Source organism: Psychrobacter sp. Choline-02u-9 (genome assembly GCF_002836505.1).
Lineage (GTDB): Bacteria > Pseudomonadota > Gammaproteobacteria > Pseudomonadales > Moraxellaceae > Psychrobacter.
Window position 1 is genome coordinate 176,137 of sequence record NZ_PJBF01000042.1, and the last position, 15,599, is coordinate 191,735.

General features: G+C 45.3%; 8 protein-coding genes. 6 read left to right on the forward strand and 2 right to left on the reverse strand.

Features of this window, described 5'->3' with window-relative positions; translation table 11 throughout:
• Positions 1-27: 27 nt before the first annotated feature.
• Positions 28-2,628 (reverse strand): nitrite reductase large subunit NirB, encoded by a 2,601-nt coding sequence (gene nirB, locus CXF69_RS04355; RefSeq protein ID WP_101204538.1) that lies wholly within the window; start codon positions 2,626-2,628, stop codon positions 28-30.
• Between the two features lie 640 nt (positions 2,629-3,268).
• Here nirB and CXF69_RS04360 point away from each other — a divergent pair.
• From CXF69_RS04360 to cobA, 5 genes are all read left to right on the forward strand, one after another.
• A complete protein-coding gene (locus tag CXF69_RS04360; RefSeq protein ID WP_101204539.1) occupies positions 3,269-4,777 on the forward strand; it encodes a NarK family nitrate/nitrite MFS transporter in 1,509 nt (502 codons plus the stop codon).
• Positions 4,778-4,793: 16 nt separating this feature from the next.
• The gene (locus CXF69_RS04365) at positions 4,794-6,983 is read left to right on the forward strand and encodes a bifunctional protein-serine/threonine kinase/phosphatase (protein ID WP_310649261.1); all 2,190 of its coding nucleotides are present in this window, start codon (positions 4,794-4,796) and stop codon (positions 6,981-6,983) included.
• A gap of 52 nt (positions 6,984-7,035) precedes the next feature.
• On the forward strand, positions 7,036-8,514 hold the full coding sequence (locus CXF69_RS04370) for an NAD(P)/FAD-dependent oxidoreductase (protein WP_227522874.1): 1,479 nt from the start codon (positions 7,036-7,038) through the stop codon (positions 8,512-8,514).
• On the forward strand, positions 8,511-12,014 hold the full coding sequence (locus tag CXF69_RS04375) for a nitrate reductase (RefSeq protein WP_101204540.1): 3,504 nt from the start codon (positions 8,511-8,513) through the stop codon (positions 12,012-12,014). The genes CXF69_RS04370 and CXF69_RS04375 overlap by 4 nt, the downstream gene beginning before the upstream one ends.
• Before the next feature lie 205 nt (positions 12,015-12,219).
• Complete coding sequence (gene cobA / locus CXF69_RS04380) at positions 12,220-13,083, forward strand: uroporphyrinogen-III C-methyltransferase (RefSeq protein WP_227522881.1); 864 nt, start codon at positions 12,220-12,222, stop codon at positions 13,081-13,083.
• A gap of 164 nt (positions 13,084-13,247) precedes the next feature.
• On the opposite strand, the gene CXF69_RS04385 is transcribed toward cobA, so the two are convergent.
• The gene (locus CXF69_RS04385) at positions 13,248-14,132 is read right to left on the reverse strand and encodes a LysR family transcriptional regulator (protein WP_101204542.1); all 885 of its coding nucleotides are present in this window, start codon (positions 14,130-14,132) and stop codon (positions 13,248-13,250) included.
• Between the two features lie 174 nt (positions 14,133-14,306).
• Here CXF69_RS04385 and CXF69_RS04390 point away from each other — a divergent pair, with 174 nt between their 5' ends.
• Positions 14,307-15,446: an alkene reductase gene (locus CXF69_RS04390; RefSeq protein WP_101204543.1), complete on the forward strand. Its 1,140-nt coding sequence runs from the start codon at positions 14,307-14,309 to the stop codon at positions 15,444-15,446.
• The last annotated feature ends 153 nt before the right edge of the window (positions 15,447-15,599 follow it).

The following is a 15,599-nucleotide window of genomic DNA, read 5'->3' on the forward strand; positions in this document are numbered from 1 at the left end:
GATAACAAACAAGGCACTCATCATTGGCTAGGCCAATTCAACCAGGTTGATGGTTGCTTTTTCCGCATCAGTCGCTGGGCGAATCTGCTCACGATCAGTCACGAAAACGACATTATCATCGCCTTTCTCACTGTTTACAAAATGACGGAAACGTTTGAGTTTTTCGGTGTCATTAATCGTCGCTGCCCACTCACACACGTAATTGTCGACCAATAATTGCATTTGTGCTTCGAGCTCATCTGCTATGCCCAAACTGTCTTCGATAATGACGGCTTTTAGATAATCAAGCCCGCCATCTAAGCTTTCACGCCACTTTGAGGTGCGCTGTAGCTTGTCCGCTGTTTTGATATAGAACATAATGATGCGGTCGATGTATTTGACCATGGTTTCGGTATCCAGATCGGTGGCGAACAGCTCACCATGACGCGGGGTAATACCGCCATTACCACAGACAAATAAATTCCAGCCGTTTTCAGTCGCAATCATGCCAAAGTCTTTACTTTGCGCCTCAGCACATTCGCGCATACAGCCTGACACACCCATCTTGATTTTGTGCGGCGAGCGCACGCCTTTGTAACGATCTTCTAATCTCAAGGCGAGGCCAATGCTGTCATCGACGCCGTAGCGGCACCAGTTATTACCGATACAAGATTTCACGGTACGTAAAGATTTACCATAGGCATGGCCAGTCTCAAAGCCTGCTTGCACCAGTTGCGTCCAAATATCAGGCAATTGCTCCATGCGTGCGCCAAACAGATCGACCCGCATCCCACCAGTGATTTTAGTGTATAAATTAAACTGCTTCGCCACTTGACCCAGTACGATGAGCTTGTCTGCAGTAATTTCACCGCCCGGCACACGCGGTACGACGGAATAAGTGCCGTCTTTTTGGATGTTACCTAAGTAGTAATCGTTACTGTCCTGTAGTGGTGTCAGCTCAGTCTTGAGTACGTAGTCATTCCAGCACGATGCCAAAATAGAGGCGACCGTTGGTTTACATATCTCACAACCATGACCGCTACCATGTTCAGTTAGTAATTCATCAAAGGTTTTGATACCGTGCACGCGAATCAAGCTATATAAATCTTGACGAGAGTAAGCAAAGTGCTCACACAAGTCATTGTTTACTTCAAAGCCCATGGCGGTGAGTTGATAGCTGACCGTATCTTTGACCATAGGGGCACAGCCGCCACAGCCACTACCAGCACTGGTCATGGTTTTTACATCGCTGACGGAGTATGCGCCGTTTTCGACGGCTGAGCAGATAGCACCTTTGGTCACGTTATAACAAGAACAAATCGTGGCGGTATCTGGCAGATTGTCGATGCCCATCACGGGTTTTTCGACATTGGGTAATATCAGGCTTTCTGGGTGTGCGGGTAGGTCAATGTCATTTAAATATAATTGCAATAGGTTGTTATAGTCTTCGGTGTCGCCTACCAATACAGCGCCAAGCAATCGTTTGTTATCTGGTGTGGTGACCAGTTTTTTATAAATTCCCTCAGCAGGGTTCTGATACAGGTAGCTTAAGCTGCCTTCACTTGAGCCATGTGCGTCGCCAATACTACCTACATCCACACCCATCAGTTTTAACTTGGTGCTCATGTCAGCACCCGTAAATATCTGTTTGCTATCACCAGCGATTTGCGCGGCACAGATACTGGCCATGTTGTAACCGGGAGCTACCAGACCAAATACTTTATTGTCCCATACTGCGCATTCGCCTACGGCATAAACATGATCTACATTGGTGCGACATTGCTCATTGATCAAGATGCCACCACGCCCGCCCATTTCGATACCGCATTCGGGATTGTTTTTAATGAGACCGTCTTGCGGTCTAATACCAGCGCTAAACACAATCATATCGGTCGTTAGAGAGGTGCCATCTGTAAACTGCATGGTTAAATGTTGACCATCACTGCTAGTGTCATCAGAGTGGCGTGCAGTATTAGACAGAATCTCTTTGGTGTTTTTGCCTGTCAGTACTTTGACACCCAGTGCTTCTATTTTACGCTTTAAGATCTCACCACCAGCGGCATCAAGCTGAACGCCCATCAATTGCGGTGCGAACTCGACCACATAGGTATCAAGCCCTAGCGTCACGAGCGCTTTTGCGGCCTCAAGCCCCAGTAAGCCACCACCAACCACCACGCCTTTTTTGACAGTGGGTAGCTCAGCAATCGCTAGAATCTCATCTAAATCTGCAATGGTACGGTATACGTGGCAGTGCGGATGCTCGCGGCCTGGGATGGGCGGCACAAAAGGATATGAGCCCGTCGCTAGCACCAATTCAGAGTATTCAATAATCTCGCCTGCCTCAGTAGTAATACGCTGACTGGCAGAATCGATATCTACAATGCATTGATTCAAATGCAAATTAACTTTTGATAATTCGTAAGCCGTTAAATCTACTAGGTTCAGCTTACTGGCATCTTTATGTTCAAAGTAGCTCGACAAATAAACACGGTCATAAGCAGGGCGGTCTTCTTCAGCAAATACATGAATATCAAATTGCTGGTGCAGTCCTTGCTCAATTGCTCGTTCAATAAAGTGATGACCGACCATACCGTTGCCAATCACCACCAAATTGCCTTTGTTTTCTGTGTTCAATGCAGTGCTAATCATGCGTCTGTCCTTAGTAATGGGGCTGGTTGAATACGGACATCGTTTATTTTTTATCACGCTATAAACGGCTCCGTCTCTCAACAACAGCTGATAAACAGCATTTAATACCTACTATTACAGAGCATTCAATAATCATGCCAGAGCACTTCGATTAGCTAGGTTTTTGCGTGTTGCCATCAGACATAAAGGTATACCGTATCGGTTCGAGTCACTTATGTACAAAGGTTTTTACGTGAGTATAGTTAGCGCCACTATTTGCCAAAAATCAGGGTGAACACGATTGTTAACGACAGTGATATCAAAAATTAATGCACCAAAATAGACACTACAGTGCCCCAAGTTGGATGTTATTGCTGTTTATAAGGGAGGCTGATGGAGTGTTTTAAATCTGCTGTGTTAATGCTTTATTAGCATAAGCGTCAGGTGTGGTAATGGTTATAGACCCGCCAGTAAAGGCGCTTGGATAATTAACGAGTGCTGATCTTTATACGGATTTGGCAGCGTACATAAATAACTGGCATAACCATTGCACTGCTTGAAACATTGCTACTTATCATATTTGAATACTGCATTTTTTGAACACTTAGTACCTTTAGTACGTTGTCAGAACCCTGAAGTTAATCATTTGAGGAAGTTGCCTATGTCATCATCAGCCCCCGTTGCACCTAGTAAAGACAAGCTTAATGTTTTGTCATTTACGGGTAAAAATAAAATCCTTCATTTAGGTTGGATGGCATTTTTCCTTACCTTTTTTGTATGGTTTAACCATGCACCATTTTTATCAGCGATTGGAGAAACACTCAATCTGAGTAAAGATCAAGTCAAAACGCTACTCATTTTAAACGTGGCACTGACTATTCCTGCCCGCGTGATTATCGGGATGCTGACAGACCGTTTTGGCCCTCGTATTGTTTATACCGCCATTTTAGCCATTGGTGCTATTCCTTGTTTTACCTTTGCGTTCGCGCAGGATTACAACACCTTGGCACTGTCTCGGTTTTTACTGGGTTTTGTGGGTGCAGGTTTTGTGGTGGGTATCCGTTTGATGAGCGATTGGTTTCCAACCAATGAATTGGGAACAGCTGAGGGCATTTATGGGGGGTGGGGTAATTTCGGCTCAGCAGCAGCGGCACTGTTATTGCCGACTATCGCGATTGGTGCCGCAGCAGTGTTCGGTGGTGATGAAGGTTGGCGTTATGCAACAGCCACGTCAGGAGTTGTGATGGCGATTTATAGCATCATTTTTTATAAGATGGCGCGTAATACACCCAAAGGAGCTACTTATTTTAAACCCAAAAAATCAGGTGCCATGATGGTGACGTCATCAGGTGATTTTTGGTTAATGATGGTTTTTAAACTGCCTATGTATTTGGCATTGGCCCTATTGGCGTGGAAACTATCACCTGATGGTGTGAGCTTGCTGAGCCAGTCTAGTGTCACCATGGTCTATATCGGCCTTGCGATACTGTATGTTTACGAGTTCATCAGTAGCTACCGCTTTAATAAAGAGGTTTTCACCACGCCTGTACCAGTGGCGCATCGTTATGATTTTAAGCAAGTAGGTATTTTAAATATTTTGTATTTTGCTACGTTCGGCTCAGAGCTTGCCGTCGTGTCGATGCTTCCTTTGTTTTACCAAGAAACTTTTAGTTTATCGATTGTGATGGCAGGGGTATTGGCATCGAGCTATGCCTTTATGAATCTCATGTCACGCCCAGGTGGCGGTTGGCTCAGTGATAAGTTTGGTCGCAAAATTACTTTGTTGATTTTGACAGCTGGTTTGGCCATCGGGTATCTATTAATGGGCTTCCTTGACTCAACGTGGCCACTGGCATTGGCATTGTTAATCACAATGTTTTGCTCATTCTTTGTACAGGCAGGTGAGGGTGCTGTTTTTGCAGTGATTCCTCTGATCAAACGCAGTATGACAGGGCAGTTTGCAGGGATGACAGGCGCGTATGGCAATGTTGGATCAGTGGTGTATTTAACGGTGTTGAGCCTGGTGTCTTATCAAGTGTTTTTCTTTGTAATTGCCGCGACAGCAGTGGCTGGATTCTTTGCTTTGTTTCTCTTAAAAGAGCCAGAAGGCATCATTATTGAAGAGATGCCAGATGGCACATTTGCCGAAATACAAGTGAGTCATAGATAGTACGGGGTGAAGACAGATGACGATAGCACACGCCAATAGAAACAATAGTCAAAATGCGGATGGTGATATGTACCAAAACGCTGATGAGATGGCGGTTCATTTTAATACAGGCAATCCGTCATCTCTAATAGGCTCAGGTCAGTTTGTTACCAACGATGTCAGCCAGCGCATTGATAGCCACGCTATTGATAAGACTGGTGACAGTAAGGATATTGTTGATGCCAGTACTGCATTATGGTGGCTTGATTTTTTCACTATGGCAGGTCGCAAGACTGAAAACCAAGACAGCTTACTTATCACCACCTGCTTGCCCTATCAATGCTCAGGTGCAGAATCATCTAATGCTAATCGCTCAATGCCTCATGCAGTATCTCACCCGTCCTCATCAGCCCCATTATTGGTGCTGATGGCAGATGGGGTCAGCGCTTGTCAGTTTCCAAAACAGGCAAGTCGACTGGTAGTGAATACCATTGCTCACAAAATCACATTAGGGTTGACTGCACTGGCACAATCACAAGATGAGACGTCATCCATCAGTTTTGATGATGATCAAGTCGCCACTATCATCAAAACAGCAGTCAACAAAGCCAACGATATTCTATATTTTCCTCAATCGTATCAACGGGTACCGCCGTTGTTGTCTACGTTATCAGGCTTGCTCTGTATCGGTGACCGTATTCACCTGTTTCATACAGGCGACTCTCGAATATACCGCGTTGGGGTAGATTGTCTGACAGTATTGAGCAAAGATCATCGCGTGCACCGCGGCCAAGACAAAGGAGCGCTTGCTGCAGCTATCGGCGCAGATAGCCAGTTAGAGCTACAACAATCGGTATTTACCCTTCATCAAAACGAATGTTTGGCCATTATGACAGATGGGGTTTATGAGCATATAGAGCCCACAGAGTTGCAATTTGAGCTGTGCAGCAGTGCGACTGATATATTTCAGTTGATGGCCACCACGCACAAATTACCGCTAGGGTTTAACACCAGTCAAGCCGTGTGCGAGCAAGCCTTTAGTGCAGGCAGTCATGATAATCTAAGCATGGTCATGCTGAGTATGAACACACGATCAGCCCATTTTACTTCTATCAATGGCTCAAAGGGTATTGGTCATTTTGATGGCATTGACTTTGATAATCTGGATACGGTCATACATGATGTGAATCGCTACCAGCTGCCAACCGATTTACAGATAGGCGATCATATTGATGGTTTTACTGTGATTGGTATCATTGCTCGTACGGCTCGCAGTCACGTGTACTGGGTGCAAGATGAATACAATCATGACTTTGTTCTAAAATCACCCAGTTTAGACTCTGTTGCCGATGGTCACTATCTGCGTGATTTTCTAAAAGAACGTAAAATCGGTTTGAGCCTATCAAAACATCGCCGCGCAGGAGAGTCGGCTTACAATCAAGCTGATCCCAATCGATTGTCTGTCAATCCTGCATCCAACAATAGTGGTCATAACGTGGGTTCTGGGCTCAGTGAGTCGGGGCTGCTGCGTTACTATCCAGTACCAGCAAGTACCACATACTTATATCATTTGACTGAATATATCGCCGGTGAGAGTCTACGGGACTTTATGGATCGTCATGAGCCTTGTGATGTGTGGCAAACCTTTGATTTACTCACCAAAATTGGCATGGCGGTTCGAGTCATGCATCGCAACTATCTGTTGCATCAAGACATCAAACCCGAAAACATTCTTTTAACCAAATCAGGCGCCGTCAAACTGATTGATTTTGGTTCCGCCAGTTCCTCTATCTTAAAAGACAGCACCCGACCACCAAATGGTGATTTGCACTATGCTGCACCAGAATATTACACCGATGCACCAAAAGGCGTGCATTCTGACTTGTTCTCGATTGCAGTGATTGGTTATGAACTGCTGACGGGGCAATTGCCATTTAATACCCAAACACTAATGATGCCAAACCAAACACTAATGATGCCCGCGCAGCCGCTACGGCAACAGAACGTACCTGACACCAGCCAACAGGCACTCATGCGTGCGCTGCATGTCAATACTAACGCGCGCTATCAAGCCATTGGTGAGTTTTTACAAGATTTTAACCCCGATAATAAGGCGCACAGCCGCGACCCAGAGCCTCTCATTAAGCGTAACCCTCTACTAGTATGGCATGGCATTTGCTTCATAGAGTTTGTCATCATTTTATTGTTGTTGGCGTACTTTTCATGACACGCTGTTTTGCATTCAATGCTGCTCCGCGCGGCTAAGGAATTTTCTGTTTATGTCGCTATCTATGTCGCAAGCCTCCACTAGGGTAGATACTCATACCAACACTCACGCCTTAGCATCAGACCATCAAAAAAACGCTGGCATCGTTATTATCGGAGCGGGCATGGCAGGCAGTCGTTTTGCCATTGAGCTTGCTCGCACGCAATCAAATGATGACACCGCCCGTTTGCCAATTACGTTAATCAGTAAAGAGCCGCAAGTGGGCTATAACCGCATTATGCTGTCACCAGTATTGGCTGGCGACACAGCGTTTGAAGATACTTATTTATATGACAACTCAGAGTATGAGCAGCTGGGTATTACCGTGCTGGCTGGGGTTGCAGTAGAGACAATAGATACTAAGTGCCAGTGTATTGAGCTAGATGATGGGCAAACACTCAACTATGCCAAGTTAATAATGGCCACAGGATCAACTGCTCGAGTCATTCCGTTCCCCAATCACACGGCTAAGGGCGTGCATGTGTTTCGAGACCTTGCCGATGTGACCGCTCTGATGGACTATGCCCGCCAAGGAAAAACGGGTTTGGTGATTGGCGGTGGCGTACTGGGATTGGAGGCTGCCTGCGCGTTAGCGGCACAGGGCGCGAGTATGACGGTCATTCATATGGATGGTTATGTCCTCAATCGTCAATTAGACCTGCCAGCCGCCGAACTTTTGCAAGCCGAGCTCCGCCGCCGAGGGGTTTGTCTCGCGGTTTCTGCACACACTGAAGCCATTGAGATGAATGACGCAGGAGAAGTATGCGGACTATCTTTAAAAGACGGGCGCATGCTAGCGGCCGATTTTATCGTGATGGCAGTGGGTGTGATACCCAATACAGCGCTTGCTAAGCAAAGCGGACTCGAGGTTAATCGCGGTATTGTGGTCGATGATTTTATGCATACCAGTTGTCCCAATGTTTATGCGATTGGTGAGTGTATAGAGCGAGAGGGCGAGCTATTTGGAATGGTGGCGCCGGTCAATCAACAAGTAGATACGTTGGTCACGGTTTTAAAAGATGCTTTGATAAAAAACGATACAAATGTGATAGACAATAAAACTGCCGTACCAGATCACTGGGTTTCTTTTGTGAGCAAACCGTTGTCATTAAAATTAAAAGTATCTGGTATGTCGGCATTTTCTGCAGGGCAAATCGCTTTTGATGACGAAGCCGCTGATACTGTTGAAACCCTCGTATATCGTCAGCCTGAATTAAACCATTATCATTGTCTGTACCTCAAAGAAAACAAACTCATTGGTGCTGTGCTTTATGGGGACACCAGCGATGGCAGCTTTTATAGCCAGTTGATTATAGATAACGTTGATATTACGTCCATCAAAGACACACTCATATTTGGTGAGGCATATTGTCATTTGGATGAAATCACACTTAACAATTTGCCAACTACGGAAGTAGATATAGAATTTAATGAGACAGACAAGAACGTCGATCATCATAAAGCGGCTGAACTGTTAGAGGATGCATTATGAATGACGCTATTGCCAATGAATCTGCTGCAAGCAAAGTAGTATCAGCTAATAAATCGAACGGCCTACCTAATAGCGTGCAAAAAGCAACAGACTGCGTCATTGAAACACATGATATAAGTGCTGCCAAAAATATAAAAAAAGCACTGACGTCTTCTGATGGCGATTTGATTGATAGCTCGATTGATAGCTCTATCACTACTATCCGCACGACGTGCCCTTATTGCGGAGTGGGATGCGGTGTTTTAGCGAGCGTAAATGAGACAGAGGTGCTGAGCGTTAAAGGAGATCCTGAGCATCCGGCTAACTTTGGTAAATTGTGCTCCAAAGGGAGTGCGCTAGCACAAACACTGGGCACTGCGCGCCGCTTGACCGAGCCATATTATCAAAACAAGCAAGCAGTCATGAAACAGCATCAGCCTATGCAATTGGGTAATGATTTCAATGCTATAGACGTATCCGACAAGCCACTTATAAATCAGACAGACTGGGACACCGTTTTAGATGACGTAGCCAGTCGTTTAAATGACACTATCGCTAAACACGGGCGAGACAGCATTATGTTTTATGTCTCAGGTCAATTGCTGACTGAAGACTATTACGTGGCTAACAAATTTATAAAAGGGTTTATTGGTAATAATAACATCGACTCCAACTCTCGGCTGTGTATGTCATCTGCAGTAGCTGGGCACAAACGTGCGTTTGGTGCAGACCTTGTGCCGGGTAATTACGAGGATTTGGAAGCTTGTGATTTATTGGTACTGGTAGGCTCCAATATGGCGTGGTGCCATCCTATTTTGTTTGGTCGATTTTTAGCAGCCAAAAAAGCCAATCCTAATAAAAAACTGATTGTAATAGACCCGCGCCGTACGGACTCTTGTGAATTTGCTGATTTGCATTTACCAATTGCTGCGGGTACGGATACACATTTATATAATGGGTTGCTGCATTACCTAGATCAGCAGGGTTGCCAAGATGATGAATATGTTAACCAAAGCTTGGGCGTTGATGATGCGGTGAATGCTGCCAAAGCATGGAGCATTGACAAAGTTGCACACGCCTGCCAAGTGTCGGCAGATAGTATCCGCCAGTTCTATGAATGCGTTGCCGCCACTGATAAAACAGTCACTGCCTTTAGTATGGGCGTTAATCAATCACAAAGCGGAACCGATAAGGTCAATGCTATTACCAATACCCATTTGTTCACGGGGCGTGTGGGCAAAGTAGGGGCCAGTCCGTTTTCACTTACTGGACAGCCTAATGCAATGGGTGGACGAGAAGTCGGCGCCCTTGCAAATCTGTTGGCGGCGCATTTAGAACTAGACAATGCCGATCATCGTCAGCTTGTGGCAGACTTTTGGCAGTCGCCTCAACCTATCTCCCCAAACGTGGGTGTCAAAGCCTGCGATGCTGCCGCTGCCATATTGGATGGTCGTATCAAGGCCATTTGGATTATGGCCACCAACCCTGTGGTCAGCTTGCCAGATGCGGATAATTTTCGTCAAGCGCTTGCTGCATGTGATTTGGTAATTGTCTCTGATTGCTCGGTAGACAGTGATACGGTAAAGTGTGCCGACATTGTACTGCCTGCTCAAGGGTGGGGTGAAAAATCTGGAACGGTCACCAATTCTGAACGGCGTATCTCTCGGCAGCGGACATTAATGCCTGCAGCAGGGCTTGCCAAACCAGATTGGTGGATACTGTCTCAAGTTGCCACACGAATGGGATTAACGGGGTTTGATTACCAACATCCTAGCGAGATATTTAATGAGCATGTGGCATTGACCGCTGATGGTAATACGCATAGCCACAGAACATCTCACTCTAATAAGAATTACCCTCGTTATCTGAACCTTAGCAAAGACTTGTCTGCTTTAATGACAGATGAGGTACCAGCCGATAAACCTGCTCAACAATATATTAGCCAGCATATTAACCAGAACGGCAATCAAATACATCAGCCAATCGTACTCAGTCAGCAAGCATACGAAGAGATGCTACCGTTTCAATGGGGTGGCACGCGTATCTCTATGATTGATAAGATAAAACCTTTAGAAAACGAGATTATTAATTCCGCTGCTACTATTACTAAGTCACAGTTAATCGCTATTACACCCTCTAATGAAGCGAGCGTAGCTAATGTGCATCGATATCAAAGCAGGCAAAAACCCCAACTGATTGTTGATAATCGAACACCCTCTAAACACGAGGTTGAGTATGATACTCAATCTGAAAACGAAGTGTTTCATGTACGCCTGATTACTGGCAGGCTGCGTGATCAATGGCACACCATGACTCGCACTGGCCTTGCATCGCAGTTAAATCAACATCAGCCAGTACCGACACTGACCATACATCCTAATGATGCACGGCAGCTAGGTGTTCAAGACAATGATTTTGTGCAACTGCATCGTAGGTATGAAAACTACGGAAAGTATGAAAGTTATGAGAACGGCGTGACCAATAATGGCATAGTCATTGATATCGCGATGAGTACGGCTAGGGATGGCAACGAGCCCGCAAGTACCGTAATGGCGCAAGTTGCCATTAGCGATACGTTGCGCGTTGGTGATGCGTTTATGCCCATGCATTGGAGCAATGCTTTTGCTAGCTTTGCTCGGGTAGGTCCCCTTATTCCAACAGTCGTCGATCCACATTCAGGGCAGCCAGAGCTCAAAAATTCGGCGATCAGTGTCACGTCCGTTCCTATGCAATCATTTGGCAAGATTTTGGTGCATCCTGAGTGGCAAGACGCCGTTATAGTGCAACTACGTACTATTTTGGCCAATTTTTCTGCGCAATCGTCAGAGAAAGAATTGTCTGAAACAAAATGCGAAGCACATTCGAATAATATTTTGCCAGAGGCATTACCTGCACTTACTTGGAGTTTGAGTCATCAAAATAACAGTGTCTTGATAAATCTCGCTAGCCCGATGGTGGAGGCTAGCAGTACCTTAGCGTGCCCCGAGTTTTGGCAGCAGTTTATGGCCTCTATGCAATCATTATCACAGCCAAACTGTCAAGAGCGTGTCATGCATACGGCGTTTACGGTCGATAATGTACAGAATCAATTGCGTTTTATTGTGACGCAATCTGCGCCTGAGACGGACTCAAATAACGCTGCCATAAATAGTGGGTCATCTGATGATGAGAGACCCAGCACACAACTGATTATGGCTATTTATGTTGCTCCAACGCAAAAGCAATTACCGAGTGTACGTTGGCTCGATAGCTGCTTTACGGATACTAGTCAAATACCTGTTAATCAACGATATAAATGGTTGCTAGCGGGGCGGCCTGCCAGCGGCTATGTTGATCCAGGACCTTTAGTGTGCTCATGTATGTCAGTTGGAAAAAATACCATTCTCAACGCTATCACACAGCATGGTTGTATTAGTGCGACGGCAGTGGGTAAGCAGTGCCGAGCAGGTACCAATTGTGGCTCTTGCGTGGGGCAAATTAACGCATTAATCGCAGAATGCGGCCCATTGGCACAAGCTTAAATGATGTTATGGCACGTCGCTTGCAGCCTTTTATATGCAATTACTGGTTGAGTGTTGTGTTATGAACAATAAGCCATTTTAGGGTAGGGGTTTATTGACAACTTTGCTTGTGGTTGCCCATTTTGCTGTATTCACGCTGTTATCAGGAGTCACCACCATGACCAATATATCTGCCGCTACCTCAATGCATGAGACCTATCAGCTAATGGATCAACACTGCGCAGAAAACGTGCAAACTTGCACCAAAAGAGGCACTGTGCATCTGATTGGCGCAGGATCTGGTGACCCTGAGCTATTAACATTAAAAGCGTGGCGAGTAATGCAGCGCGCAGAGGTAGTGTTATACGACAGTCTGGTGTCTGAGGATATTTTGGATATGTGCGCGAGCACGGCTGAAAAAATATTCGTTGGTAAGCGCCGCGCCAATCATGCATTGCCACAAGAAAGTATTAACGAGCTACTGGTCAAACACGCGCTGGCAGGTAAGATGGTGGTTCGCTTAAAAGGTGGCGACCCTTTTATTTTTGGACGCGGCGGCGAAGAGCTACAGGAAGTGGTACGTCATGGCATTCATTTTGAGTCTATTCCAGGTATTACTGCCGCCAGTGCCGCTGCTAGCCGTACAGGAATTCCACTAACGCACCGTGACCATGCTCAATCGGTCAAGTTTGTTACTGCTTGCAAAAAAAATGGCGCGCCTAATAACGATTATAGTGAGCTAATGGACAGCAGCCAGACAGTTGTGTTTTACATGGGTTTGCACCGTTTGCATGAGATGACACAAGGGTTGATAGCAGGCGGACGTGACAGCGAAACGCCTTTTGCTATCATTAGTCATGCCAGTATGCCAACGCAGCAAGTACTTATCGGCACATTAAGTGATATCGCTGATCAGCAAGCTGAAGCAAAACTGCCAACCCCTGCACTATTGATTATGGGTGATGTGGTCACTTTATATCATGAGTTTGCAGACTATAATCTTGGCGCCATGGGTAAAGGTGAGTTTGTTGATGTTGATAAAGTGATAAGCAGTAATGATTTAATACCCAATTTGGAGAGTATTGCGTAGGATAACTATGTTTAAAAGACTGTTATTTTAAGAAACTGTTACTAAGGTGATTATGTGCACCCGTCTAGAATCTTGTGTAGAACCATGTTTAGTCTAGATAATACTTACATCAAGTTTAAGAGTGTTCGATGTCGTTTCAAGGTTGGCTATAGCTAAGTTAATTATTATAGATTTCGTAATTGCTCGATTAACCAACGATGTATGCCACTGTCAGTAGTACGTGGATGCCATGCTGCGATGACCTTAAAAGTAGGCGGCAATGCTTCCACCTCAAGTTCTTTGACCTTATTGCTCGGCAATAATCGCGAAGGATAAAACGCAATCATGTCAGTCGTGTGCAAAATATCTGGTACAGCCGAAAAGCTAGGAACCGACATCACAATGTTTCGTTTTAGACCTTTTTCTGCAAACCATTGATCATGAGAGCCGCGCAAATTAGCACGCGAGGGTGACACGACTAGCTGCGCGTGTGCAGCCACTTGCGACAGCGTTAATGGCTCTGTGGCAAAGGTATTTTCACAACCCGTCACGCATAAATGTTGCTCTTCAAACAGAGTGACATACGATAAGTTATCAGGGATAAATTCAGGAAAGGTAATCAACAAATCAAGCTCACCTGCTGCTATCAGCTGATTGATATTGTCCGAGGCAAAGTCGCGCACGATTAACTTCAAATCTGGTGCGTTGCGTCGCGTTATGTTAAACAACTGCGGTAATAAGGCTTGCGTCGCATAGTCGGTCGCGCTAATCGTAAAGACGCCTTTGTATGTGTGCGGCATAAAAATCTCTGGCTCTAACAAATCTTCCAACTGCTTTAATATATGGTCAATAGGTTGCTGCATCGATAGCGCTTTTGGTGTTGCCACCATGCTATTGCCTTGACGAATAAACAAACGATCATCAAACACCTCACGTAACTTGCGTAACTGCTCACTGATGGCTTGTTGGGTCAGCCCCATTTTGCGTGCGACTTGCGACAAGTTTTTTAGATCAAGTAGCGCCTGCAATACTCTAAGTTGCTTGATATCGAGCCGATTCATACCATTCATAATTTCATACCATTAATAATTGTATCTTAAACAAGAAACGGTTGTTTCTAATTGTACCTGCAAAACGCTATGCTGACCAACATTGCTTAAGTAGCCACTAAATGAGCTGTTAAGCATTAAAACAGGCTCAATACATTCAATAATAAGCCATCAGCTGCTTTAAAAGAGATACTTATGACACAAACTATTCCAGGTACAAAGACATTATTTTCCTCTGTAGCACTTGGGCCTTATACGCTCAACAACCGTATCGTAATGCCGCCATTGACACGCTCTCGTAGCACGCAACCTGACAATATCCCTAATGACTTAATGGCCAGCTATTATGCACAGCGTGCGTCAGCAGGCTTTATGGTGACGGAAGGTACGCAGATTGAGCCAAGAGGTCAAGGTTATGCTTGGACACCGGGTATCCATTCACCAGCCCAAGTTGAAGGCTGGAAAAAAGTCACGCAAGCAGTACATGACAAAGGCGGTATTATTTTTGCTCAGCTTTGGCATGTAGGCCGTGTGTCGCACACCAGCTTGCAGCCTAATGGTGCTCAGCCGGTAGGGCCGTCTGATATTACCGCTGATAACGTCAAAGTATTTATTGAAACAGGTCCAGGTGCAGGTGCATTGGCTGATCCAAGTGAGCCACGCGCTCTCAGTACCGATGAAGTTGGTGAGTTGGTAACGATGTATGCGGCCGCTGCGCGCAATGCATTGGAGGCGGGTTTTGATGGGGTAGAGCTGCATTGTGCTAACGGTTATTTGGTCAATCAGTTTATCTCTGAGCACACCAATCACCGTGATGATCAATATGGTGGGTCGTTGACCAATCGTTTGCGCTTCTTAAAAGAAATCGTCGCTGCTGTCAGTGATGTGGTGGGTGCTGATCGTTTAGGCGTACGCTTTGCGCCATTATTTGCGAGTACGGATGAGACGCGCGTGTATTTAGGCTTGGTAGAGTCAGATCCCCATCATACCTATGTCGAAGCAGTCAAATTGCTTGAGCAAGCGGGTATTGCTTATTTGTCCATTGCAGAAGCTGATTGGGATAATGCGCCTGATTTACCAGACACTTTTTATCAAGCAGTCAGAGAAGAGTTTTCAGGCCGTATTATTTATGCTGGCAAGTACACGGTACAAAAAGCTGTGAACATTTTAGAAAAAGGCTACGGTGATTTATTCGCGTTTGGTCGTCCTTTTATCGCCAATCCTGATCTGCCAGAGCGTATTGCCAATAACTGGCCATTGAATGAAGTAGATCCTACCACGATGTATGGTGGTACTGATGTGGGCTACAGTGATTATCCTTACTATCAAGAATAGCAAAGTACATAAACAGTGACTGAGATAAGGCCATTAATACTAATGGCCTTATTTTCATTTATAAATTTGTGACTTGTTGGATATTCACAGACAGTCAATCTTTAAGCGACAATTATTGTTTTTGTCGCTTAAAGGTTTTTCTTTTATCGTTTT